Genomic DNA, 24,519 nt, shown 5'->3' with positions numbered 1-24,519 from the left:
TTCCGGCCGGTGCCGACCTTGGGCTTGGCCTAAGCTGCTGCAATCCCAGCCCGCTGTGAGGATATCCTGGCAATATGCGGTGTTAAGAACGATCTCGCTGAGCTGATCCCAAGCTTTCTTGCCGTAGTGTTCTGCGTTAGCGCATAGAGTCTTGCTAAGTAACTAAAGATCTACCTGAACCGCTTGCTTTGACCGCAGTAAGTAATTTGGAATTTGAACGCCTCAGAAATCTGTTTGCAAAGTGACTTGCAGCGCTGAAGTCGCGCACTGCAGTTCAATTAATGACCACGTTGGAAACAAGCCTGGTTCGTTTGTATTTTGTTTCTTCTGGCAAGGCTGCACTGTACCTTCCAGACAAGGGCGCTTCTAAAAAGTACTAGTGATGTACAGCAACGATGATTGGACGCTATGAAGGTGATTGTACGAATAGTCGGACGTGCCCTCTTGTCAGGCGTTATTATGATCGCGCTCTTGGGTTCTTTTTTGGCCCTACCCTTTTTCTCCGGCCTGCGCATTCCGGTTTTGGAACGCATGCTTTCAGAACAAATTGGCCAAGCTTTGTATATACGAGGAGATGCCAGCATCGTTCTGGGTGCGACGAGCCATATCCGTGCAACTGACGTGGAAGTCCCCAGCGAGACCATGGGCGATGTGAATTTGGCGGAATTGAAGGTCCTAAAGCTGGAATTGAACCTGCCAGCGTTGTTTTCAGGCCAGATTGATATCGACAACTTGATTTTGGATGGTTTGAAAGTTCGCATGCTGACCAACACAGATGGGAAGCACAGTTGGACGGCGAACAACCGGCCAGAGGTCAGCCTAACAGCTTTGGGACAGCAGAATGACACAGGCGGTATTCTTGATTTCCTGAGCGACAAAACAGCTGCATTCACATCAATTGCACTCGCCGTCGACAACGAGGCAACAGGCTTCGATTTCGATTTCCAGTTAACAAGCCTCAACCTGGATCAAGTGGATGATGATGCCGGTGTCACCGTGACAAGCCAAGGCACTGTGAATGGGCAGAACTTCCAGATCACGGGGGACTATCCACGGGGCAAGCCATTCAAGACAACCGCGGCTTTCGGAGCGATGACTCTCGATTTCAACGGAACCCCAATCACCTCCCAGAATGGTGGCGGTTTCGAAGGCAAACTGACGTTAAATACTGGCGAAATTGGAGATTTGCTCGAAGTACTCAAGCTGGATCGTGATTTTGAAGGTCAGGCATCCCTGGAAGCAGAAATACGCAGCCAGAACCCAAAGTTGCAAGCTACTGATATCTCTACAGTCATTAACCTTTCAAACGGCCAGTTGCTAACAGCTAAGGGAGCTATCGAAGATCTGCTGGGTTTTGAGGGTATCGACATGGCGGTTGATGGACGCTTCTATCCTGACGGAAATCCGCCAGAAACGGCCACGGATTTAAAGGATTTGAAGCTAACTGATCTTTCAACTCAAATCGTTGGTCGGGGCAACTCCCTTGAGTTTCAAGATTTCATTCTAACAACAAATGCTTTTGACAATGAGCTCAAGCAGATCGGCCCAGTTAGTATTGGTCGGGTATTTCGCTCTGATGATGGCAATTTGATGCTGGAAGACATAGCGTTGCTCGCCGGGCCGCAGGATCGGCCATACATCAACGCCCGAGGCAACATCAGAGACCTGCTGCGGCTGAAAGAGATCGACTTCAGCGGGACTTTGTCGATGCCAGCAACCCTGTTTTTTCGAGCTAAGAACGAGAAAAAAGCTAAATCACTTGGGAACATCGAAGGCAGCTTTTCTGTAGATGACCTGCAAGGGCACCTCAGCCTCAATGAGTTCGATGCGCAGACGGTTGAAACAGACATTTGGGACCTAAAAACTCAGGCAAAACTTGGAAACGTTAATGACTTCGAAAACCTTTCCTTCAACCTCAACCTTGACGTCAAAGACAGTTCCCAATTCCTGACATCAATAGGTCTGAATGAAATCAATGCAGGGCCGCTGCAGTTCAGTTTGTCCGCAAATGGAAAAAAAGACGAATTCTCAAGCGTTATTGGAATTACATCAGGAAAATCAAAACTGAGTGCAGAACTGAAGACCTCAGTCACCGAAGCGCAACCAATTACGCAAGGCAGTGTCTCCAGCCAGAGTATCGTGCTGAAGGACGTTCAGAATGCTATTGCCGTTATTTCGCAGCTTGGAACTGGTTTCCATCGAACCGACACCAAGGCGGCAAAAGCTACTGATATGATGGAATTGGAGGATTTCTTGCTCGACCAAGATGTCGACGTATCCATTGATATCAGAAGGATTGAAGGTCAGCGAGCGGTAACCAGCCTGTCGAGCCAGCTCACGGCGAAGAATGGCCTTGCCCAACTTGAGCCTGTCGACGTCACATATGATGGCGGCCACTTCTCTGGTTCGGCAAAGATGAACATGGTGAAGTCCCCGGAATTACTGTCAGTCCAAGGCACAATGAAAGATTGGAACTTGGTGGACGTTTTGAACGCGCTCAATGCTAAACTTGCGGCTGAGGGGCGGCTACATGGGAATTTTGAGTTCACCGGAAACAGGCGTTCAATAAACGCTTTCACTAACTCAATGAGAGGATCTGCTTCGATCCTGATGTCAAATGGTGGGATTTCCACCAGCCTTCTCGAATTGTCCGGTCTAGGCATATTTCCGTGGTTAATTTCTGAAGAACTCAGAAACGGGTACAGCAAGGTGGCATGCCTTGCCGCGCCCATCAAAATCGATGCTGGCTACGTTTCTTTCAATTCGTTTGTCGCAGAAACCAGGAAAGTCCAACTTGTTGCCCATGGCGATCTGGATTGGAAAAAGAACTCGATTTCAATCCAAGCCGAGGCCCGAAAACTTGGCAGGCCTTTGTCGCGGAGCGCCTGGCCTTTCGAAGTCGTAGGCACGCTAACGCATCCGAAGATCAAACTTCTTCACCACAATATTTATCAGAAACGCGCTGATGGCGCGAAACAGTTACCCCTGCACCGAAAATCCTGCATTCCGGACATAAACCAGTTGAGGCAATGATTGCTGCTCGCCCCAGCGCACTATAACCATCTGTTCAAACCGCCCAAGAGAGAGTTGCTGCGGTGGATATTTGCTTCGTTGCGGTGTAGGCGTAGGAAGGACGCATTTGCTTAGATCGCATGGCGCACAGTCGTATCCCGTATCCGATGCTTTAGAGTTACCAACACACTTGGTATGCCCAGAGCACGAGTTCGTTTCTCTTCCAAATCTGGAACCGATCTTAGCCGGAGCAAACGCCACGGAACTAGCCTCAATCCGAGGGTGCGACGAGCTGGATCAAACGGTTCACTAAGAATCGATCAGACGGAATGAGCCCCGAGCAGTTGTTGATCAAACCTCGGACTTCCGACTATGCAGCAGGCGGCGAACTGCACAGTCGGAAGGTTTGAAACAGCTGGCAAGCGGCAGATGGCGGGCCGACGCAAACCTTTACACGCGTTGCCTCAGTGCCCGCAAAGCCTTGTGGAAGGTTTTGGCGTGTATCTATTTGTCGTTGCCTTCTGCCTTCAGGATTCCGTCAGCCGAAGCGCCTGCAGTCAGATCGGCATCAGAAAAGGATCTGGTTTCCGGGAGCTCCAGGTGTAGAGAAGAGGTATGGTCAATTTCCAGTCGACCGTTGGCAAGGGTGTAGTCCAATACGTGCCCACCTTTACTCAAGTCGGTCGAAATAAAGTGAAGGTGATAACCTGGCACACCGATACCGACCGCATAGTCCGGACACCGAAAACCCAGAATTGTACCGTCCACATCAGTCAACTCAAACTCTGCCTGAGTTTTCACGACCTCCAGCAGAGGTTTATAGGGTTTTTCCTGCCGCACGACATTTCTATATTTGATGTGTTGGATGCGCCCATCAAATCGAACGGCGTAAAACAGATTTTTAGCTTCTGCTAACCCATCCAGCTGACTTTCAAAGGCCCGTTTTTCCATAGACCCATCCAGCGAAAGGAACACTGTGGGTTCGAAATTGATGACGGCGGCATAGGGGGTCAGGGCATCGTCACTTGCAACCATTGCTCTCCCGTTACAGTCAAGCCGGTAGGCCACACCGTCTATTACAATCATCTCCCCGTCGAGCGCATTGAATGTGCCGAGACCAAAGTCTCCGTGTTTCAGCAATTCACCGATAGTGACCGTTCCATCGTAAACACCCTGCATCACAGCACTCAGCAGCGATGCCTGATAGTACTCGTGCGCATGGCCGTTAGGCTCAAATCGCTGTTTGTTGCTATGGCTGGCGGCGGCCGTTGCAAAGGTGAGTTCTGTGTCCATAGTCATGAAACTCCATCACCGGGCCTTTCAGGTCAATTTATTCAATTTGAGTTGGTAGCGACCCGGCCCAGTGTCTCGCCCTTCATACAATCGATAATACCATAAGCACCTTTGGCTTCCTCGCGCCTCGACGACTAGTTTGGAGCGCAAAACAGACGACTGAAACGCGCACAAGCCTGACACCGATAGATACCAATCCAACAACCGCTTCGCGGAGCGATTGCCAATCGCGGCCTCCAAATCAATCGACATCAATTGATAGTGCTCTGGCGACTTCACGAATTAAGCTATTATTTTCCTTAACGAAATCTTGGCTTGTGGTGCGAATTGAAGTGATCGCTGACTTTGTATGCTCGAAACCGGAAACGCCCTCAACGTCATCTGGCGCTAGGAAGAAGGACTGTGTGGTAACGGAAGTGTCAATTTTCGACAGCTGTTCCAGTGTGTCCTGACTTATTGTGTCCTCGCCGCTGAATACAATTTGTAGTATTGGCGCCAACCAATCGATCACTCCGCCCGCTTCGGCCGTTCTGGAAGACACGATCGGCTGCGGTTTTGTACCAATCGATACAACAACAAAGTTCTTGTGATCCGGTAAATTTGTTCGCGCTTGCAAGTAGGCGATCTCACCCGGCGAGTTTAGAACTAAACCGGCATCAAAGAATGCACCGGTTGCATGCTCTCCTTTAAAGGTTATCGCAGGAAAGAACATCGGAGCGCTTGTCGCAGCGCCGATCAAAGCGCGCAGGTGAATGTTGCTGTCAACTTTGTCCCAATTTCGAAACGATCGGATTCTGTTTTCCTCCTGAGAAAAGACAGGGAACAGGGCGGGACGCAGCAATTCATTGAATCGCGAGTCTCCAAACCCGTCTCGAAAGACCTTCAGACGGCCTTGATTTGGTATTACGGGTCCGAACAAGCCTCGACCGGTCAGTACGGCATGATAAACGGGAATACCCAAAATATCCCTTGCATACTCGTCGTAGATGTCGATGGCTTCTGCGGCGGTAGGTGGCGGGCTGCCATCCAATCCAGGTTTGAACAACAGGGCCCCGATAATTGCACCTGTCGATGCACCCGTTACAAAATCAAAAAGCTCATGGGTGCGCTTTCCCGTTTCTTCTTCTATGGCTTTCAATATCTCAAGCTGTGACAAGCCATACAAAGCACCGCCATCCATTGCCAGGATTCGCACGACATTTGGACTATCCGTTTTCCAATCGACCGGGTCGGTGAAATCAGAAGTCTCTGGCCAGCCTGTCACCTGCACCCGATTCCCGATCAAATAGTTGGAGTAAGCTAGGACGCCGACGGCATATAGTCCCAGAGCCAGAACAAGCCAAATGAAGGCTTTTCCACAGGTTTCAAATAGGCGTTTCATTGTAGTGTTACGGTTCGGCTCTGCGGGTAAAGGGAATCGAGTTTGTCATGTTTAAACGTAGTCCGACTTTCGATGATGTTTGCTTAGAGATTCTAGAATTCGCCAGGAGCAGGTACATTTGCTCGATTAACAAGCATCAACGGCATGCGGCGTTCGGCTAAGTTAATTTTGATTAAAAGTACTCAAGGCACACTTGCAAGAGCGGGTGGATCAGCTAGGACTGGTCTCCGATGTATGAAATCGTTTTAGTCGCGCTGCAGGTTGTTGGTTTGTTGTTGCTTGCGGATTTCGCCAGTGGAGTTTGGCATTGGGCGATGGATACGCTGGGCACTGTTGACGCACCGATCTGGGGTCCAAATTTCGCTTTTCCAAATACGCGACACCATATTGATCCAACTGATATTCTCAAAATCCACTGGCTACACGACAGTGCGCTGCTTTTTACAATTGCTGTTCTAATAGCTTCTATTTCTTGGTTCTTCGGCGTTCTATCTTGGCAACTGGTCGTTTTTCTGCTGATAGGCAGCCTCTCTGAGCAAATTCACCGTTTCGCGCACGCACCGACTGTTCGACTGCCGGTGGTGGTTTCTTACCTTCAGCGCTTGGGTATCCTTCAAGATGGACGTCATCACTGGCGTCATCACACAGCTCCAAACACGACCCACTATTGTGTGATCACACCATGGGTAAACCCTGTGCTAGAGAGCATTGGGTTTTGGCGCGCACTTGAACGTATCCTTGTGCCGGTTTTTGGCGCTCCCCGCAGACCTGATCTTCAGAACCGTCCTTGGTACCGCGATCGTGCCGTTTGGAACTGAGTTCTGAGCTTTCACTATTTGTGCTCACACACGAAGCAGATTTTTCACAATGAGTGACTTATGAATTGCAGTAGTAGGACGCACGCATCTGTGGCCTTGGGGTCTACAAGACAACATTGCTATCTGCAGAATCGTCTCGTTAAATCAAATCGAAAGAGATCATAGGCCAAACGCCCAGCATTCTGTGATGGTTAGGACCGTTTGTGCACTATCATGTTACTTTTGCTTTTGTGACGATCTCAGCGACATTTTGAAGTAAGATGGGACGCAGCTGCCACTTTACACTTTTGGCAAGAACCCTGAAAAGCTTTGGCTACATCGTTCTAGTCTTTAGTGGAGTGGCCATTATGGGTCATGCTGAAAAATGCCAATGCAGCTAACGACCCAAAGCCGAACTTGGCTTCGGGGAAAAGCTGCAATCGCATTGTGCAAAGCGGGTATTCGTTGTGAAAACGACCACGACTCTGTTTCGTAGAAAATAAGAACTGCTGCAAGAACACAAAAGAGTAAGAGTGGAACAGTCTTACATAGACCTGTAATACTAGCGGCATGCACAAGTCCTGCCGCAGCCAGACGATCCTCCCGGGTGTTGAAACGATATCCATTTTCTCCGATCGTTCGTTTCCGCGCCACTCTCATGACGAGTTCGGTTTCGGGTACATCGCAAAAGGAGGCCAGAGAAGTTGGAGTCAACGCGGGATGGTGGTGGCTCAGGCTGGCGACACAATGACCGTCAACCCTGACGAGATGCATGACGGTCTGGTCCGCCAGGGTGAGCCCCGCGAATGGCATATGATATTTCTGACCAAAGAAGCGCTGTCCCAGTTGAATGATGTCCATCCCGACAAGGCTGAATTCACACTTCCAGTTAATCGCTCTAAAGAAGCCTTTTTGCGTACAAAAAAGGCTTTCTCAGTGTTGCAGTCTGAAGGCACCGACAGCAACGAAGCTGAGCAAGTGTTGATGTTGGCGCTTGCCCAGCAACTGGACCGGCGCCAAACGAACAAACCATCGGTCGTCCTGAACCGCTCGCGAGAGGTCCAGATCGCAATTGATATGATCTGTCAACGCTGGCAAATCCCCCTGTCGTTGGCAGACTTGGCTAACGCAACCGGGACCAGTCGGTTTCAGATCCTGCGAAGATTTTCCGACGAAGTCGGAACAACCCCTTACGCGTTCCTCACGCAGCATCGGCTAAAACGAGCCAGAGACATGATTTTGCTCGGAGTCCCATTGGCCGAAACAGCGGTTGCGTGCGGCTTTTCGGACCAAAGCCATCTAACCCGCAAATTCTCCCGCCAGTATGGCGTGACGCCCGGCAGCTTTGCCCGCAGAGCCACGTCCTAAGCTGCAATATCGTTCAATCCGACATCGATCGGATCTCCTAGTTTGGAAAAAAGACAAGGTGATCCATGCGCTTCGAATACTCGCCCTTCATTCAAACGAATTTCCCGGCCCTTACTACCTGTGTCATCGAACTCTCGGGCGTGCGGCCTGACTTCGACAGCTCAGCTTCGGTGGCGAAGTTCATTGCAATGGCGCTTAAACGTTTGGAACGAGAAAGCGAGGGTGCGTTCATTGAAATCCAAGCATGGCGTCGCGCCTATGCAAAAATGGGTCTGAAGCCGACACAGTACCGATGCGCTGCCGAAGCCTTGCTTCGCCGACTAAGAAAAAGCGGAGACCTACCAAAGCTGCATCCGCTGATCGATCTTTGCAATGCAGTTTCCGTTGCCTTCGCTGTTCCGGTTGCCGTTTTCGACATGGATCGTATTTCAGGTGATCTGTGTGTTCGACCCGCCGACGGCGACGAGACCTACCTAGCGTTCTCTGGGCAGAGTGAAACACCCGATCCGGGAGAAGTCATTTTTGCCGATCAGGATGGGAATGCTCATGCAAGGCGTTGGGCCAACCGTCAAAGCCTCAGCTCTGCTGTCTCACCCGAGACTACACGCGCCCTGATCGTTGCTGAAGCGCAGCATGAAGACGCTACCACCCAGATGCGCGCGCTACGAGACGATCTCATCACCACGATTGCCGATGTGGTTGGCGCCCAGGCCAATGGGCGTCTGCTGGATCAGCCAGGTGATGTTTTCGTTTCAAATATTTTGAAGGGCTTCTCCGGTGTGGATTGAGTACCTTATCACGTCCTTCGTTGTCGTCATCGCGCCAGGCACAGGTGTGATCTATACCGTTGCGGTGGGATTGGCACGAGGGGTTGCGGCCAGCCTTGCGGCCGCGATCGGATGTACTTTGGGTATCGTTCCTCACATGATGGCTGCAATCGCGGGATTGGCCGCGCTGTTGCACACAAGTGCGGTTCTTTTTCAGGCATTGAAGTGGCTTGGCATATTGTACTTACTGTTCCTTGCGTGGCGGATTTTGAGAGATGACGGTCCTATAAAGTTCGATGCTCAGGTCGACCAGACATCGTATCTCAAGGTTGCAACTACAGGGTTTCTGATCAACATATTGAATCCAAAGCTGTCGATATTCTTCCTGGCGTTTCTTCCACAATTCGTTACCGCAGGTTCAGCAACGGCTCTGCATCAGATGCTGCTCCTCAGCGTCGTATTCATGGTCCTGACGTTTGCGGTCTTCATCTGTTACGGTGGCTTCGCCTCAAAGGTTCGTTCGCGTATCGAACAGACTCCACTGTTTCTTGACTGGATGAAGCGTGGCTTCGCTGCAGCGTTCGTCATCCTCGGTCTACGGCTCGCTTTTGAAAGCCGCTAGCCCGCTGAACTGGGGGCCGTAACAGTATCCAAAGTCAGTCAAAGTGAAACGAACATTATGATTACACCTGAGTTCGCAGCAACGATGTCCCGCTACAATCAATGGCAGAACCGATCACTCATCGTAGCGGCGAGCCCTTTGACGCATGCGGATCGCTGGAAAGACCGAGGTGCATTTTTCGGATCAATCGCGGAGACATTGAATCACATTCTCTGGGACGATCGCATCTGGTTGGCACGATTTCGCGACGATACCCAAACCGTTGCCGAGATTGCAGCGCGACATCCGTATACAAACACGCCCGTAGATTGGTCGGACTATGTCGAACAGCGGGAAGCATTGGATGAAAAGATCGTTGGCTGGGCCGATCTGCTCACACTACAGGACCTCTCGTCCATCGTCACCTGGCAACGAGGGCATGACCGCGTTCAAACGACACTCGGTTTCAATCTGGTTCACATGATCAACCATCAGACTCATCATCGTGGTCAGGTTCATTCATTGCTGACGCAGGCGGGTGCAACGACGGAATCGACAGACCTTCAGATGCTTGGGGTCAAATAGCTATAGATGTAGATTGCATGCCAATGACATGGACTTAAAGACATGCGTCGAAAGAGTGGCAGGCGTTTCTTGGTGACGCCAAAGACCACATTTCTCTAGGGTGCTGCCAGACGAACTCGAACCAGCCTCAGTTTACTGCCGAAGCCGCGAACCCATCTGGAACAGAGTTGACGCCACTCGCTAAGAGCGGCGGCGCGGGTCAGCTTGAAGGTGTCGCGACTGGCTAACGATCTTTCCTGGTTGAAGTGGTTGCAAACGGAGGAATGGACGGAGGCGAATTTCTGCAAACTTCGCATACCTCTGAAACGCAACATGGCCCGTTCTCTTCGTCGAAACGGCAGGTGCGAATTCTCAACGCGGTTGTTGAGCCACCTGCCCGTCTGCTGTTTTTCGGTAGCACCAAGCTCTCTGAGAGCGACCCGATACGACGCGAAGCGATCAGTGACGACGTTTTCCACTTTACCATGTCGCTTCATCAATTTCCTGAGGAATTTCAGCGCTGCAGCTTTGTTGCGGCGTTTGGTGACACCGGCTTCCAGCACCTCGCCTTCGTGATCAGCAGCCCGCCACAGATAATGTCGCTTGCCATGTACCTTCACAAAACCTCGTCTACGTGCCACTTCCATTTCGAGAATGCACGAAGTTGCTGGACCGGTGCTGTCAGACGAATTCGAACCAGTCTCAGTTTGCCGCGGAAACTGCGAACCTATCCGGAACAAAGCTGACGCCACTCGGCAAGAGCGGCGGTGCGTGTCAGCTTGAAAGTGTCCCGGCTGGTGAGCGATCTTTCCTGGTTGAAGTGGTTGTAGACGGAGGAATGGACAGAAACGAATTTCTGTAAACTTTGCATGCGCCTGAAACGCTGCATCGCGCGTTCTCTTCGTCGGAAAGGCAAGTGCGAGTTCTCGACGCGGTTATTGAGCCACCTGCCCGTCTGTTGTTTTTCGAGCACGCCTATTTCTCTAAGCGCGGCCCTGTATGAAGCGAAGCGATCCGTTACAACTTTATCCGCTCTACCGTGTCGTTTCATCAATTTCCGGAGGAATTTCAATGCCGCCTGCTTGTTTCGGCGTTTGGTGACAACGGCTTCCAGCACCTCGCCTTCATGATCGACAGCACGCCACAGATAGTGCCGCTTGCCATTCACCTTCACGAAAACCTCGTCAACGTGCCACTTCCATTTAGAGAACGCGCGCAGCTTCTGAACACGCTTTCGTCTGATCTCTGCAGCAAACATCGGGCCAAACCTGTTCCACCAATATCGGACAGTTTCGTGGCTCACATCGATGCCTCGCTCGTGCAACAGATCTTCGACATTCCGGAGCGAGAGCGGGAAACGGATGTACAGCATCACTGCAAGACGGATAATCTCGGGGCTGGTTTTGAAGTACTTGAAGGAGGCAGGTTTAGTCATAGGCAATAGCTACGCAACACCCCTGCCCCGCTCAACACAAGTTCTTCTGACAAGACCATTCTCGAAGAACGAGACAGGAAGCGTAGCGGTCAACGCCGTTTGGAGGGAAACTCCGGCACCTTCGTTCCCAGTGAAAGAGAATATGCAGAGGCATTACGCCAGATCAGGCTCACCCCCGCGCAGGTCACATTGCTCAAAGCACTTACAATCGCAGGCAAGGACGGTCTGACCATTGGTCACTTGTCTCAGGCGGCCGGTTACAAATCGCGCGAGGCCTCAATCAAGGTCTTTAAGAAAATCGGTCTATTGATTGCGGAGTATCTAGAGCTCGAACTTCCCGAAGGCGGATCGGTACAGAATGATGGCGCCGCTCAGGTCCTTGCATTTTCTCACATCGAAAGTGACGACGAGCCAGCAACTTGGATTATGCATCAGGAACTGCGCGACGCTGTTCGTTCGGTTCTATGACGTACGTTCCAGCCCCAGCTCCTGTAGCGAACTTCGAACCGGAACAAATGCACGAAAGGTTGCTCACGTAGCTTATGTTGGAGAAAAGACCATATCCGCTCGACCTGATCTATGTACCTGTGAAACGGGCGAAAACGCTTGATCAGCAAAAAGTTCTGACGCTGGCCGAAGATATCCTGAAGAATGGCCAGAAGACCCCGATCCAGATACGCGCTGACAACAAAAGGTTCGTGCTGATTGAAGGTCTTCACCGACTAGAGGCTATCCGCGCCCTCGGCGGTGATACTATTGAAGCCTATTTGGTCCGCGCCAGACTACACTAAGCTCTTTTTGGGATTGGCGTTTGCCAAAGCCTCTGAAAAGGTCATCAGGCGCTGACTTTTTTCATCCCAAAGATGCAATCGTGCACAATGAAGGCTTTGATAAAGAGTAATTCGCTGGCAGTTTTCCAACTCGGAATGGTCACGCAAAACTTCGTTTAGCCGATAAAACGGTATGCGGCTGGCGAGGTGGTGAACATGGTGCACACCAATGTTGCCAGAGAACCACCGCAGGATGCTTGGCAAGGCATAGTGAGAACTGCCATAGAACGCGGCGTTCTGAAGGTTCCAGCCCTCTTCCCGGTCCCAGGTCGTGTGTTCGAACTGGTGTTGAATGTAGAAAAGCCAAATACCAATGGATGATGCTACAATCACGGTTGGAAGGAAAACACACGCCAACACCTCAAAGCCTCCGGCCCATAAAATCAGAGCCAATAACCCTGCAATTGCGGCGTTTGTTCCCATCGCACTTGCCCAATACAGCCAGCCTGACCGCATGAAACCAACAGGCAAGCGGTATTGAAAAAAGAACGTATATATCGGTGCAACACCGAACAGGAAGACGGGGTTCCGGGTCAGACGATACGCGGCACGCCCGAACCAATTCCGTTTCAGGTATTCCTCAATGGTCAATGTAGGGATGTCACCCATACCACGCCGATCAAGGTTACCGGTTGAGGCATGGTGAATCGCATGGCTTTGCCGCCAAACGTCATAAGGTGTAACGGTAAGAACACCCAGAACCCGGCCAGTCCAATTGCATGCGCTGCGGCTTCTAAAGAAAGATCCATGACCACAATCATGCATGATGATGAAGATACGGACCAGAAATGCGGCATTCAGGATGGCCAGCAATATTGCGATCCAGACGCTAAATGACAACGCAAACCACGCTAGGGCCCATAGCGCGAATAAGGGAAAACAGTGATCGCAAGTTCAAAAACACTGCGCTTCGCATCGGGCACACGGTATTGCGCGAGCACCCGCGTCCAGTCTTTAGGTTGCAACTTACTTGGTCTCCGACGGCTTATTGTCGCCCATTGTTCAAACGGGCACCCTTATGGGGTGCCCGTAAAAGGTCAGGCGAGTGCCAGATTGGCGGCGCTTTCGCGTCCGTCACGGCCAGCCTCGACGTCAAAAGTAACCTTTTGGCCGTCTTTCAATTCGCTAAGGCCGGAACGTTCAACTGCTGAGATATGCACGAACACGTCGCGCTTGCCATCTTCAGGCTCGATAAAGCCAAAACCTTTGGTTGAGTTGAACCATTTTACTGTGCCATTTGCCATGGTGGAAGTCTCCTAATACGTGCCGCCCGCATCATTGCGGCGACTCGGCGTGGTCGGTCTGAATCGAAAGACTGAACGCCGAATTGGGGAGACAGCAGGTCGAAAAAGAAAAACGTAAGCCTCGTGTATATGGACTTCGACTACGCACGATACAAGCCTTGATGCTTTGGCGGACAACAGAGAATTTGAGCCTGTCTGGCTTAGAACTAGGCAAGTAGAGGTGAAACCGTTGCTCTTCGATCCAAACTTGAAGGTGGCTTGTGTCAGCGGCACAGAAGACTAACGATCATTTTTGAGATATTAACCTGCTGCATACGAGACCGCGATAAGCGTCCGTTTTGGTGCCTTTGCGAGACTTTGCAAAGTCCGCTTTCTGCGCTTCACTGTCATTCGAACAGCATAAAGCATCCTGTGATATTGTATCGTGTCAACGTCGGGTTGTCGTTTTGGGCGGGCATGGCGGATCGGAGGATCAGCCATGGAAACCCCAAACTTACCTGCCATTCGTGCACTTAGCCCCGCTTGGAACAAAGGTCGCATCGTCGGTCAAAAACGCCCTCTGAAACCAAAACATGACTGGGCAATCCGAGTGCGCCTCGAGCTTTCTGAAAACCATCGCGATCTTGCGCTCTTCAACATGGCAATCGACAGTAAGCTCCGCGGCTGCGATCTGGTGAAGATGAAGGTGGCCGATGTCATGTCATCGGGTCAGATCAAGGAACGGGCTATCGACCGCCAGCGCCGGAAACCATCATCCCGATGGATCACAGGCCAATGATGCACTAACAATCAAATTGGACCAGTCAGATGAGGCTGCTCACTACTGATTTAGCACTTGTTTGAACGATTTAGTAAAAACCACTTGCGGGATCTGAGTGCGGCACATGGTTCACAGCTTTGACTGTCGTGGTGGCCATCATCGAAATGCGGGTCGGGTTTACGATTGTCTTTTCTTGGCCAGAACCAGGGAAACAGAAGATCTGTTGCACCTGGAAGCGAGGAGATGCGTCGAGACATTGGTAGGGTTCCATTTGTAATTGAGATGGATCGACCCTGCTCAACTCATCTCTTGCCAACCACCGACATGATCCAGACTACCCGTAAGTCATCCGTAAGTCCCTTGGCACAATAGACCTCAACAGGCATGCTAAACCACGAAGTCCTCTTACTCTTGTGGGTCTGTATGCCAGTTCACCCTTCTCTGTTTGCTGAAAAGCTGCGCCGCTGGCGTTTCGACAACGGCACCCACGGTCGCGTCACGCAAGAGCCATTGGCAGCGTTGTTAGATGTAAGTGTAGATGCAATCGGCAAATACGAACGCTCGCTGTCGTTCATTCGAGGTGACCTAGAGAGCAGATTGTCTGAAAGGCTGGGGTGGAGCATCGACGAAGTACTAGCTTGTCGGCTGGATTGGGAAGCACGACAGGGTAATTTTGTCGATTCAAAGTACCAATTGCTGGACGATGCACTGGTGGCCAGGCATTTTGATGGCTCTTACCGGAAGGCGATCTGCCACATGATCTCGACCGCAGACACGGAATTGGGTCGATTACCCGATGAGTTGGCCGCTGATAAGAGAGTTTTCCTGCCGATCTATCAAACCTACGGCGATCATTGGCAAATGGTTATCAGGGATGGTCGGATGGTCGCAAAATGGGCTCTGTTATTGCTTTTCCCAGAAGATGAAGCCGAATTTCGCGCGTGTAGGCTGCGTGAATCAAATCTATCCGTCGAGCGTGTACGACAACCTATCCTGCCGGGTACTTACTTCGGCTATTGCCCAGCCTTGATTGTTAGCCGCGGCCACGAAAGTGCAGCGCCTTTGTTGTTGTCGTCCTTTGTAACATACCTAGAGCAATTGGCTCGTCGCGATATTGTTCTGCATGGACTGGGCTCAATTAGCTGTTCGCCAGGCGGGGCTCAGGTGTGTCAGGACCTGGGAATGACCCGTCTTGGCGACTACTGGCTTGGACCGGATTACGGTGTATGGGAATTGCCTGGCTCGGCGGTATCCGCTTCACTTTTCGGTCGGCGCAGTCCAATGCTGCGTCAGGCCTACACCCAAGCCTTTCCAGGATAAATGCGGGTCAGGAGCTCAAATACATCGCCAAACATGGCGACGCTATCTCGGTGGTTCCCCGAGTTTGCAAAATCGTCGAACGGCCCAAACCTGCCATTGGCGGACGGGTCAAGAAGCTGCGGTCGCAGCCCGCATAGCCGACATTCGCCGCGAGTGCGAACTCCCGGCTCTGTCGAACTCACACATCGCGGACAACGCGGACAATAGACTCATGGCCTCCAACGTCCGTTTTCAATCGCGTTAACTTCTTAGGATGCCACCGGCTTGACGGAAAGCCAGACCCAAAAGCTCAGTGCGACAGCTGTCGCCGAAATGAAAGTCATGACGGTTCCCGGTACGAAGTTTACATAGCCGGGAAAATCGACGAACAGCAGATAGCCAACATCGGCAAGACCGCCGACCATGCCTGTCACCCAAATGGCCGTAATGCTTTGCCGCCAGATGAAGATTGCTCCGATAATCGTCGCGATGCCGAACCAACCTAAGTTCCATCCATGCTGGTTTAGTACGCCTTCCACCGCTGCGTGATAGTCCGCTTCGAGCACAGCTGGATCAATAGCATCGGCAATAGCTTGAAACCCACCAGTAGCATCGTTGGTCAGCACCATCACACCGGCAAGCGCATGCACCAGTCCCCATACAATCCAAAGGACCGCGGCAAATTTGAGCGCCAGCATTTGTGAGTTTGTCATGTTGTCTTCCTTGTCATTGAAGCCAGGATTGCATCGGGTTAGGTTGACTATATCCACTAATCAAAAAGGTAGACTTAGTCAACTAATGCAGGACGCCGATCTCGCTCTCCTTGTCGACCGCTTTATGCGCAAAATTCATTCCGGCCTGCAGGAACGCGCACCTGACTTTGATAGAGAGGCAGTGGGTCCCGGTGGGGGCATCGTATTAATGACGCTTGCGGATGCCGGGCGGATCAGCCTGAACGAACTCACAAAACGTGTCGCTCGCGATAAGTCTCAAATGACCCGTGTGATCCGATCTTTGGAAAACAAAGGGCTTGTTGGGCGAGAAACGGCACAAGATGATGCCCGCGTCAGCTTGATATTTTTGACGCCGAAAGGATCGGAAATTGTTGGCGAATTGATGCAGACAGTCGCAGAGGTTGTCAGCGAAATACTGGAGCCAATTTCAGAGAGTGAACGAAAGATACTTCAGTCGCTGCTCGCCCAGGTCGTTTAGAAATGCTCAGCAAGTAAGCGGTAAGCGGTGCGCCGATCACACGTCAGCGGTGTAATTCCAGGGCATCAGGCTGCTGATTTTGGACTGTTTGTGCCCATTTACGATTGCGGTCAGGGTTTGGGTGAGCCAGGCGTGCGGATCGACATTGTTCAATTTGCAGGTCTCGATCATCGAGGCGAGGATTGCCCAGTTCTGAGCTCCGGCCTCATGCCCAGCGAAGAGGGCATTCTTGCGGCTCAACGCAATCGGGCGGATTGTGCGCTCGACGCTGTTGGAATCCAGTTCCACACGACCATCATCCAAAAATACGGTCAGGCCTACCCAGTGTTTGGTAATGTAGCTCAGGGCCTCACCGATAGGAGACTTGGCGGAGACGCGGGAGCGCGTTTCCCGGAGCCAGATTTCCATCTGATCGATGATTGGTTTTGAGCGTTCCTGCCGCGCTGCGTTCCGGGCGGCCGGGCTTTGGCCTCTGATTTCCTTTTCGATGCGGTAGAGGTCCCGGATCTGTGCGATGCCGTCATCGGCAATCGGGGTGGCTTTTCCAGCTTTTGCCACATCAAAGAGTTTACGGCGGGCATGCGCCCAGCAGTGGGCCAATTGGATCGCGCCTTCCTGCCGTTTGAGCAGGCGGTTGTATCCGGCGTAGCCATCGACCTGGAGTGTACCATTGAAGCCAACCAGGATTTGCTTTGCGTATTCTCCGGCGCGTCCCGGTGCGTAGGTGAAGGCCACGCCGGGCGGGTCTTCCCGCCCCAGGGTCGGTCATCGCGGGCGAGCGCCCAGAAGTAGCCGGTTTTGGTCTTCTTGCGGCCGGGATCGAGGACCGGAGCCACCGTCTCGTCCATGAACAGCTTTGTCGAGCGTTTTAGATCGGCCATCAGCGCGTCATGAACAGGGCGCAGCTCAAACGCTGCCCGGCCAACCCAAGCGGCCAGGGTCGAGCGATCCAGATCGATCCCTTGCCGGGCGTAGATCTGAGCTTGGCGATACAAGGGAAGGTGATCGGCATATTTACTGACGATCACCTGCGCAATGGTGGCCTCGGTCGGCATCCCACCGGGGATCAGATGCGCCGGAGCGGGTGCTTGGACGATCCCCTCTTCGCAGGACCGGCAGGCATATTTGGGACGGCGGGTGACGATCACGCGGAACCGGGCCGGAACGATATCGAGCCGCTCGCTGACATCTTCGCCAATGACATGTCGTTCAGAACCACAACCGCAGACCGTGCTTTCCGGCTCGATCACCTCTTCAATGCGCGGCAAGTGCTTTGGTAACGAGCCCCGGTTGCTCTGGCGCGGCGCGGACGTCTGTGTTGGCGTGACAAGCGGATTGGCTTCACCCTCGGCTTCAACCTGTGCAATCCCGGTTTCGATATCTTCCAGAGCCAGTTCGAACTGATCTGGATCGACCTTCTCAGATTTACGGCCAAAGAGCGCTTTCCTCAGCGCTGCAACCAGCGTTTCCAGACGCGCATTCTGCTCACCCTGAGCCACGATCATGGCTTTGAGCGCATCAATGTCGTCGGGAAGATCAGCCGCCGCAATCATGGATATGATCTACCAAAACGGGCATCCGGCTGCCTGCCCAAACAGGCGCGCGAGTCACTCTGCCGCAGTTGGTGGACGTGCTGACAACGCCTTCACTTTCCGCCAGTCCAACCCGGCAAACAGCGCCTCGAACTGGGCATGATTGAGCGACATCAGCCCGTCCCGGATCGCAGGCCAGGTGAATGTTGTCTCTTCCAGCCGCTTATACGTCATCACCAGCCCGGTGCCATCCCAATAGAGCAGCTTCAACCGGTCGGCGCGCTTCGAGCGAAAGACAAACACGGTTCCGGTGAACGGCTCCTTGCGCAACTCGTTCTGCACCAGCGCCGCCAGTCCGTCATGACCCTTGCGGAAGTCTACTGGCCTCGTCGCCACCACGATCCGCACCCGGTTCGACGGAAAGATCATGAAGCCCCGTTCAGCGCGCGGGCAATACTGGCGATCCGCTCAGGCGATGTCCCAGCATCCAGCCGAACGGTAACATCCCCATGGGCAATCTCAATCCTGTCACCGGGTTCTGATGGTGCCGCCGGAGCCTCGGGCTCAATCACGACCGGCGCAAATTCCGCTCCAGCCAAATCCGGCACCACCAATTTACCTTCTCGGGCCAGGCGACGCCATTCAGACAAATGGTTTGGACGCATGCCAGCGCGTCGGGCGACCTCGTTTACGGTCACCCCTGGAACCAGCGTTTCCGCAACAAGCTGCCCCTTGAGCTCTTCCGGCCAGCGCCGCTTGCCATCTCGACCGATCAAAACCTCATGGCCCGCAACGGACTCCAATCGTAGCTCCCGATGGACTCCCATAAATACCTCCAGCCAAAATCTACACTCCGCAGCGGAATCGCAGATCAGGCAGACTTCAGGAAGGTGGGGGGAGGACACCGCTTACAGTAAGCGGACCTACATCGCTATCACAGTATTCGGAACTATGGGCTCATCGCAGACCTCGGAGAAGACCCAGCATGAGCCCCTGCCCAGTTCTCCACGACATATCGACGGCCCAAAGCGGTCGTTCGATCTTGATCACCGTCGCTGCAGTGCGGTCCGTCAAAGGAGACATGGGTTGCGTGAGCGAAGCTCGAAGCCGGAGAGAACCCCAAAGAGGAATTGGCATTGCATATCGACTAGCCTTTACTGCCGCTTACTTGGCAAAGCCGCGGGCGCCAAAGCAGCTGTCCGCTGTGAATGCCAGAACCTAGTTCAACAAAACTCGGGGCTTGCGGGGCAGCTGTTAAGTCACCAGTCGGTTTAAATGGCACGGAGTGGCCGGCAGAAATTTGTTCGCAGTACTTTCTTCGAGAGAGCAAACGCTTGGATTACAGTTCCAAGTAACCTTGTCACTTCATCCGCAGATTGGTGGAAACCACGTTCGGTACGCGGTCAGTAATTCTTTCACTTATAGACCATTGAAAACCGACCAAAGTCATCACTTTAGACCGTTAGGCAGTTCCTCGCTCCACTTTCGCAATTCGTCGAGAAACCCAAGTGCCGTGCGGCCAAGATCAGTGATAGAATACTGCACGGAAACCGGCGCGGTATCCATCACGTGTCGGCTCACTAGCCCCTGATCCTCTAGCTGGCGCAGCCGCTCGGCAATCATCTTTTTGCTGGCCCCGCCGATCATCCGAGCAAGATCGTTGAAGCGCACCGGACTATCCTTCAAGTGCCATAGGATGGACCCGGTCCATTTGCCTCCGATGATCCGCATGCCCCTTTCAATCGCGCAGGGCTCCTGACAGGCCTCTGTCACAATTCGGCGCCCTTTCACGTCTTCGTCCACCCGCGCCCGCATCGTTACCCTTTCCCGCATGTTTAAGGTTACTAAAAGTATACTGGTTGATTTTCTGCACCTCAACATTCAAATGCTCCCAACCCCCTCATACGTCAAGGGGTTCACACAGTGCACATATAGGATATGGACATGAGTAAAATCCTGATCGTGAACGGCACTCAGCCGTATGAGTTCGCCCCTGGACAATTGAACGCCAGCCTGGCCAAACGCGCAGGCAATATGCTGGCCGCAATGGACCACGAAGTACGCATGACCACCGTCGCTGAGGGCTATGACGCAAATTCGGAGGTTGAGGCGCATGTTTGGGCAGATACGGTCATCATGCAGTTCCCGGTAAACTGGATGGGCGTCCCATGGATCTTCAAGAAATATATGGATGAGGTCTACACAGCCGGGATGGATGGCCGCCTATGCGCAGGCGACGGTCGCACTGCCAACGCATCAAAGGCCAATTATGGCTTGGGTGGATCACTGCACGGCAAGACATACATGTTGTCAGTAACACTCAATGCACCAAAAGAGGCATTCGACAACCCCACCGAGCCGTTCTTTGCCGGAGCAAGCGTTGATGATCTGCTGCGCCCGATACATCTGAACGCCAAGTTCTTCAGTATGCAGGCTCTACCGACGTTCGCTGCCTTCGATGTTATGAAGAACCCCGAAATCGAGGCCGATTTCGCTCGATTTGACGCGCATCTGAAAACCACTTTTGTCGAGGTCGAAAATGCCCCAGCATGATATTCACCTTTATACCGCAGGCACGATGAACGGCTACAAACCGGTCATTTTTCTGGAAGAGGCAGGTATCCCCTACGACCTGACCCATATCAACTTCTCCAAACAGGAACAGAAGGCACCGGACTATTTAGCGCTGAATCCGAACGGAAAGATCCCAACGATTGAGGACCGTTCGGAAGGCCGCGCGATATTCGAATCCGGTGCGATCTTGTGGCATCTGGCTGAGAAATACGGAAAATTCCTGCCGTCGGACCCGGTCAAGCGGTCCGAGGTTATGCAGTGGATGCTGTTTCAGGTCGGCCACGTGGGACCAATGATGGGACAGGCAATGTATTTCCAGCATATCGCCGCCCCCAATGGCCATGAAGAGCCGTTCTCGATCCGTCGCTACGTGGACGAAAGCCGCCGATTGATGGAGGTGATGAATACGCGTCTGGACGGGCGTGACTGGATCGCAGCGGACGAATACACCATTGCTGACATGATGCTGTACCCCTGGGCGCGTGCCTATGTCTGGGCCCGAGTGGATGTGTCGGACCTTCCGCATTTGAACGCCTGGTTCGACCGGATTGATGCCCGACCCGCTGTGCAGCGAGCGCTGACCATCCCCAAGGCCAACCCACAGTTCTGGGATGCTGACGCAGATGCCAGCGCCTTTGCCAAAGAAAATGCAGCGCGTTTTTCCGGCGACGTGAAAGGAACCTAAGCCATGCCAGTTGCGCCCTCTATCCGTGTCGATGTCGTGTCAGACGTTGTTTGTCCATGGTGTGTGATTGGCTACCACCAGCTCGCCAAGGCCGCCCGCGACACCGGCGTCGAACTTAATATCCACTGGCACCCATTCGAGCTGAACCCTCAGATGACAGAAGGCGGAGAGAACTTGCGCGACCATCTGGCATCGAAATACGGGACCACGTTGGAAGGCTCGATCCAAGCAAGAGCTCGCCTGACCGAGATGGGCGCAGCACTGGGATTCACGTTCAATTACGCCGATGACATGCGTATTTACAACACCTTCCGCGCGCATCAATTGATTGACTGGGCTGCCGAGCAAGGCAAGGGCCACGAAATGAAGCAGGCCCTTTTTTCGGCGTTCTTTACACGCCGCGAAAACGTCTCGGACGTACAGGTTCTGACCGAAGTGGCTGGTAGCATCGGGCTGACCCGCGCGGATGCGCTGAACATGTTACAAAGCCAAGATCGGGCCGACCACGTACGCCAGAAAGAGCAATTCTGGATCAGCCAAGGTGCTCGGGGTGTGCCCGCGATGGTGTTCGACCAACGTCACCTTGTGACCGGCGCGCAGGGCGAGGAAAACTACGGTCGTATCCTGCTGCATCTACGAGACGACAGGGCAGCGTGACACCCTTGAATACCAGGCACTTCCGGCCCAAAAACCCACGATCGGACGGTTGTTGCCCGGCATGCCATCGCTGACCAATCATTGTGGGGGTTGCATGACGTAGGTCTCCGCGACAACCTTCATCTTATAGCAACAAATCAATCGGGGTGGCCGCATGCTGGTCACTACAGTCGTTCAACCTGGAAGAGTTTCTAATTTATGGCACTGCATGAACACCCCATTTGGCGGAAGCCGCAACATCATCAAGACCTCGACCACGCGCACGACCACGTCCACTGGGCCGAGCTGTTCTATGACCTGATCCACGTCGTGACCATCTTCTTGCTGGGCAACTATCTATCCCATCATCTCGATTTGCATGGGTTTCTTGTGTTCGCTGGGGTCTTCGTCACGCTCTGGTACGCATGGGGCGAACTCAGCATATTCAACTCGATCTACGTCAGCACCGATTTCTGGCACCGGCTGATTATGGCCGTGATGATCTGCACGGTGATGTTCATGGCAGCGGCGATCCCGGCTATCGACGGAAAGGGTTGGGTTTTCTTCGCCTTAGGATTTGCCGCGAACAGGGCCATGATTGCTGCGCTGTACTATCGAGCTCGGCGGGCCAATTCATCAGGCGAGTCAATGTCCACGGCCCAGATCCGCAATTTCTCGGTCTTTGCATTGGTCTTTGCGATCACGGCGTTTTTGCCCCCGCCACTTGCCTATTGGGTATTCGCGGCCGGTATGGTGGCCACTCAGGCAATGTACATGATCCCCGGTGTCACCGTCCTGCGATTCGAGCGGTTTGTCCCGCGCCTTGGCCACATGGCTGAGCGGTTTGCTCTGTTAACGCTGATCGTATTAGGCGAAGGATTCTTCAAACTGGTCGTCACCCTTTCGGAAAAAGGAATTTACAAAGTATCACCGGACGTACTGGTCAACTTCGTCATCGGTGGCGTTTCGATGTTCGTGATGTGTTGGATCTATTTCGACTTTGTCGGCAATGCGAAACCAAAGGACAAAAAGGTGTCGACATTGGTAATCTGGTGGCTTGCGCACCTGATCTTGATGCTTTGCGGCGTCATGGTCGGCGTAGCACTTGCGGCCGAGGTCAAAGTCGGGTTTTGGGAACCATATCCGACCGAATATGCCGCCATTGGCTGTTTCGGGCTCGCCGGTTACATCGCCATGCTTTGGGTGCTTCAGAATGTCTTAGAACACCGTTTGGCGTCGGATTTCGGGCGATGGGATGTACGAGTGTTTGGGATAGTACTGGCAATAGCCTGTTTCTTTGTCGTCCCACATGTCCCCTCTTTGGTTGGCAATCTGATTTGGGGGACAGCTTTGCTATCGCAAATCGCGATCCCTTTGACGCGCGCTTGGGCGAAGTTTCGAGATGAGTGAGGCTGTTACAAATTCGGGCCGTCTAAGAAAGAAAGTCTATTGGTGGCTCGAACGCCCGGACCGGGCGGCCACCGGCCCCTGGTTGCTTGAAATAGCTCTGATTGCGCTAATTACGCTGAACGTGACCGCCGTTATCCTGGAGACGGTCGACTCCATCTATGCCCGTTGGGGCCTAGTGCTGAGCCTCTTTGAGGGTCTTTCTCTGTTCGTATTCGTGGTCGAATACGCAGCGCGGCTGTGGGTTGCCACCGAAAACCCAAGTTACAAAACGCGCGCTGCGTGGGCCGCTTCCCCGATCGCCATCATCGATTTACTCGCGATTTTGCCTGCGCTGCTCTACTTGATCTTCCCGGTTGACCTGCGGCTATTGCGAACCTTCCGCATGTTGCGGCTACTCAAACTCACGCGTTACTCACCTGCACTCAGCATGCTGCTTGCTGTGTTCGAAGAAGAGGCTGGCGCATTCTTTGCGGGTTTTTTCATCCTGATGGTGATGCTGATCTTCGCTGCTAGCGGTGCTTGGCTGGCAGAGCACGAGGCGCAACCAGAGGCATTCGGCTCGATCCCAGCGGCGATGTGGTGGGCGATGGCGACGCTGACGACTGTTGGCTATGGCGACGTGACCCCCGTGACGGTCGCCGGTAAGGTCTTCGGCGCGGCGATCACGGTGATTGGCATCGGTATGGCCGCGTTGCCTGCAGGGATCATCGCAAGCGGACTCAACGACCAGTTGCACCGCCGACGAACCAGCCTTGAGCGCGAGTTTCGAAAAGCGCTGGAAGATGGCGATATCTGCGAGGCGGACGAGGCAGACATCGATGCCATTCGCAAGCAGTTAGGCCTGTCGCGCCGCGCCGCTGATCATATCCGAAACCGCGTGCATGCCGAGACGGTTTCACAGGCCGATAGTTGTCCCGCCTGTGGCCAAACAGTGCCAAAGGCCAAGCCCTGAGCAATCATCTGGGTTCTGCACCTGTCTGATTTGCCGAACCCAGCAAGCTGTCCACCGGGTCCGAGATTTGCTGGGCAAAGCCGTCAGCCAACTCCTTGTCGTTCGCTTTTCCTTACATCACCCCAATCACATCCATTGAAATGCAAAATACTGCATCGCTCCGATCG

The 24,519-nt window shown here is 53.1% G+C and carries 24 protein-coding genes and 3 pseudogenes; 16 read left to right on the top strand and 11 right to left on the bottom strand.

What is annotated here, in order from left to right:
- The first annotated feature begins 408 nt into the window (after positions 1-408).
- A complete protein-coding gene (locus tag ACR3EN_RS11405) occupies positions 409-3,033 on the top strand; it encodes an AsmA family protein (RefSeq protein WP_480825105.1) in 2,625 nt (874 codons plus the stop codon).
- 483 nt (positions 3,034-3,516) lie between these two features.
- Here the strand turns inward: ACR3EN_RS11405 and budA are convergent, their stop codons facing one another.
- Both budA and ACR3EN_RS11395 read right to left on the bottom strand, forming a co-directional pair.
- Positions 3,517-4,305 carry an acetolactate decarboxylase gene (budA, locus tag ACR3EN_RS11400; protein ID WP_480825107.1) on the bottom strand — a complete coding sequence of 263 codons (789 nt, stop codon included), beginning with the start codon at positions 4,303-4,305 and terminating at the stop codon, positions 3,517-3,519.
- Positions 4,306-4,546: 241 nt separating this feature from the next.
- Complete coding sequence (locus ACR3EN_RS11395; RefSeq protein WP_480825109.1) at positions 4,547-5,686, bottom strand: patatin-like phospholipase family protein; 1,140 nt, start codon at positions 5,684-5,686, stop codon at positions 4,547-4,549.
- A 230-nt stretch (positions 5,687-5,916) separates the two neighbouring features.
- On the opposite strand from ACR3EN_RS11395, the gene ACR3EN_RS11390 reads away from it, so the two are divergent.
- From ACR3EN_RS11390 to ACR3EN_RS11370, 5 genes are all read left to right on the top strand, one after another.
- Positions 5,917-6,504, top strand: coding sequence for a fatty acid desaturase CarF family protein (locus ACR3EN_RS11390; RefSeq protein WP_480825111.1), 588 nt, complete (start codon positions 5,917-5,919; stop codon positions 6,502-6,504).
- 549 nt (positions 6,505-7,053) lie between these two features.
- The gene (locus ACR3EN_RS11385; protein ID WP_480825113.1) at positions 7,054-7,851 is read left to right on the top strand and encodes an AraC family transcriptional regulator; all 798 of its coding nucleotides are present in this window, start codon (positions 7,054-7,056) and stop codon (positions 7,849-7,851) included.
- A 65-nt stretch (positions 7,852-7,916) separates the two neighbouring features.
- Positions 7,917-8,639 (top strand): B3/B4 domain-containing protein, encoded by a 723-nt coding sequence (locus ACR3EN_RS11380; RefSeq protein ID WP_480825115.1) that lies wholly within the window; start codon positions 7,917-7,919, stop codon positions 8,637-8,639.
- Positions 8,629-9,240 (top strand): LysE family translocator, encoded by a 612-nt coding sequence (locus tag ACR3EN_RS11375; RefSeq protein WP_480825117.1) that lies wholly within the window; start codon positions 8,629-8,631, stop codon positions 9,238-9,240. Before ACR3EN_RS11380 ends, ACR3EN_RS11375 begins: the two co-directional genes overlap by 11 nt.
- An 84-nt stretch (positions 9,241-9,324) precedes the next feature.
- Positions 9,325-9,804, top strand: coding sequence for a DinB family protein (locus tag ACR3EN_RS11370; RefSeq protein ID WP_480825119.1), 480 nt, complete (start codon positions 9,325-9,327; stop codon positions 9,802-9,804).
- Between the two features lie 164 nt (positions 9,805-9,968).
- On the opposite strand, the pseudogene ACR3EN_RS11365 reads toward ACR3EN_RS11370, so the two are convergent.
- A pseudogene (locus ACR3EN_RS11365) lies at positions 9,969-10,456 on the bottom strand (IS6 family transposase); the annotation flags it as partial.
- Between the two features lie 54 nt (positions 10,457-10,510).
- Positions 10,511-11,218: an IS6 family transposase gene (locus ACR3EN_RS11360; RefSeq protein ID WP_480825121.1), complete on the bottom strand. Its 708-nt coding sequence runs from the start codon at positions 11,216-11,218 to the stop codon at positions 10,511-10,513.
- Positions 11,219-11,317: 99 nt separating this feature from the next.
- Between ACR3EN_RS11360 and ACR3EN_RS11355 the strand changes: the two genes are divergently transcribed.
- Together ACR3EN_RS11355 and ACR3EN_RS11350 are read left to right on the top strand one after the other, a co-directional pair.
- Positions 11,318-11,686 carry a hypothetical protein gene (locus ACR3EN_RS11355; RefSeq protein WP_480870995.1) on the top strand — a complete coding sequence of 123 codons (369 nt, stop codon included), beginning with the start codon at positions 11,318-11,320 and terminating at the stop codon, positions 11,684-11,686.
- Positions 11,687-11,760: 74 nt separating this feature from the next.
- Positions 11,761-12,009 (top strand): ParB N-terminal domain-containing protein, encoded by a 249-nt coding sequence (locus ACR3EN_RS11350; RefSeq protein ID WP_170353732.1) that lies wholly within the window; start codon positions 11,761-11,763, stop codon positions 12,007-12,009.
- Here the strand turns inward: ACR3EN_RS11350 and ACR3EN_RS11345 are convergent.
- A complete protein-coding gene (locus ACR3EN_RS11345) occupies positions 12,001-12,861 on the bottom strand; it encodes a fatty acid desaturase (protein ID WP_480918414.1) in 861 nt (286 codons plus the stop codon). The two genes, ACR3EN_RS11350 and ACR3EN_RS11345, sit on opposite strands and share 9 nt — an antisense overlap.
- A 224-nt stretch (positions 12,862-13,085) precedes the next feature.
- Complete coding sequence (locus ACR3EN_RS11340) at positions 13,086-13,292, bottom strand: cold-shock protein (protein WP_170328727.1); 207 nt, start codon at positions 13,290-13,292, stop codon at positions 13,086-13,088.
- Positions 13,293-13,770: 478 nt separating this feature from the next.
- Here ACR3EN_RS11340 and ACR3EN_RS11335 point away from each other — a divergent pair.
- Both ACR3EN_RS11335 and ACR3EN_RS11330 read left to right on the top strand, forming a co-directional pair.
- Positions 13,771-14,043, top strand: a pseudogene (locus tag ACR3EN_RS11335) (integrase); the annotation flags it as partial.
- A gap of 432 nt (positions 14,044-14,475) precedes the next feature.
- Positions 14,476-15,372 carry a helix-turn-helix domain-containing protein gene (locus ACR3EN_RS11330; protein ID WP_480822441.1) on the top strand — a complete coding sequence of 299 codons (897 nt, stop codon included), beginning with the start codon at positions 14,476-14,478 and terminating at the stop codon, positions 15,370-15,372.
- 248 nt (positions 15,373-15,620) lie between these two features.
- Here ACR3EN_RS11330 and ACR3EN_RS11325 read toward each other — a convergent pair whose 3' ends face one another.
- Entirely contained in the window at positions 15,621-16,064 is a 444-nt protein-coding gene (locus ACR3EN_RS11325; RefSeq protein ID WP_480870993.1) for a hypothetical protein, read from the bottom strand.
- Between the two features lie 85 nt (positions 16,065-16,149).
- Between ACR3EN_RS11325 and ACR3EN_RS11320 the strand changes: the two genes are divergently transcribed.
- Entirely contained in the window at positions 16,150-16,563 is a 414-nt protein-coding gene (locus tag ACR3EN_RS11320; protein WP_480870991.1) for a MarR family winged helix-turn-helix transcriptional regulator, read from the top strand.
- 36 nt (positions 16,564-16,599) lie between these two features.
- On the opposite strand, the pseudogene tnpC reads toward ACR3EN_RS11320, so the two are convergent.
- From tnpC to ACR3EN_RS11300, 4 genes and pseudogenes are all read right to left on the bottom strand, one after another.
- Positions 16,600-18,116, bottom strand: a pseudogene (gene tnpC / locus ACR3EN_RS11315) (IS66 family transposase).
- Positions 18,117-18,170: 54 nt separating this feature from the next.
- On the bottom strand, positions 18,171-18,524 hold the full coding sequence (gene tnpB / locus ACR3EN_RS11310) for an IS66 family insertion sequence element accessory protein TnpB (RefSeq protein WP_480826040.1): 354 nt from the start codon (positions 18,522-18,524) through the stop codon (positions 18,171-18,173).
- Positions 18,521-18,922: an IS66-like element accessory protein TnpA gene (gene tnpA, locus ACR3EN_RS11305; protein ID WP_480826042.1), complete on the bottom strand. Its 402-nt coding sequence runs from the start codon at positions 18,920-18,922 to the stop codon at positions 18,521-18,523. The genes tnpB and tnpA overlap by 4 nt, the downstream gene beginning before the upstream one ends.
- 622 nt (positions 18,923-19,544) lie before the next feature.
- On the bottom strand, positions 19,545-19,826 hold the full coding sequence (locus tag ACR3EN_RS11300; RefSeq protein ID WP_480870517.1) for a winged helix-turn-helix transcriptional regulator: 282 nt from the start codon (positions 19,824-19,826) through the stop codon (positions 19,545-19,547).
- Between the two features lie 213 nt (positions 19,827-20,039).
- On the opposite strand from ACR3EN_RS11300, the gene ACR3EN_RS11295 reads away from it, so the two are divergent.
- The 5 genes from ACR3EN_RS11295 to ACR3EN_RS11275 all read left to right on the top strand — a co-directional run bounded on the left by ACR3EN_RS11295 (position 20,040) and on the right by ACR3EN_RS11275 (position 24,352).
- Positions 20,040-20,648, top strand: coding sequence for an NAD(P)H-dependent oxidoreductase (locus ACR3EN_RS11295; protein WP_480870520.1), 609 nt, complete (start codon positions 20,040-20,042; stop codon positions 20,646-20,648).
- Complete coding sequence (locus ACR3EN_RS11290) at positions 20,635-21,354, top strand: glutathione S-transferase family protein (protein ID WP_480870523.1); 720 nt, start codon at positions 20,635-20,637, stop codon at positions 21,352-21,354. The genes ACR3EN_RS11295 and ACR3EN_RS11290 overlap by 14 nt, the downstream gene beginning before the upstream one ends.
- A gap of 3 nt (positions 21,355-21,357) precedes the next feature.
- A complete protein-coding gene (locus ACR3EN_RS11285; RefSeq protein WP_480870526.1) occupies positions 21,358-22,011 on the top strand; it encodes a DsbA family oxidoreductase in 654 nt (217 codons plus the stop codon).
- 198 nt (positions 22,012-22,209) lie between these two features.
- Positions 22,210-23,400 carry a low temperature requirement protein A gene (locus tag ACR3EN_RS11280; RefSeq protein ID WP_480870529.1) on the top strand — a complete coding sequence of 397 codons (1,191 nt, stop codon included), beginning with the start codon at positions 22,210-22,212 and terminating at the stop codon, positions 23,398-23,400.
- Complete coding sequence (locus ACR3EN_RS11275) at positions 23,393-24,352, top strand: ion transporter (RefSeq protein WP_480870532.1); 960 nt, start codon at positions 23,393-23,395, stop codon at positions 24,350-24,352. The genes ACR3EN_RS11280 and ACR3EN_RS11275 overlap by 8 nt, the downstream gene beginning before the upstream one ends.
- Positions 24,353-24,519 lie beyond the last annotated feature (167 nt).

The organism is Ruegeria sp. G7 (genome assembly GCF_056535465.1).
Note: the sequence above shows the minus strand (reverse complement) of the source record. Positions and strands in the feature narration are given on the sequence as shown.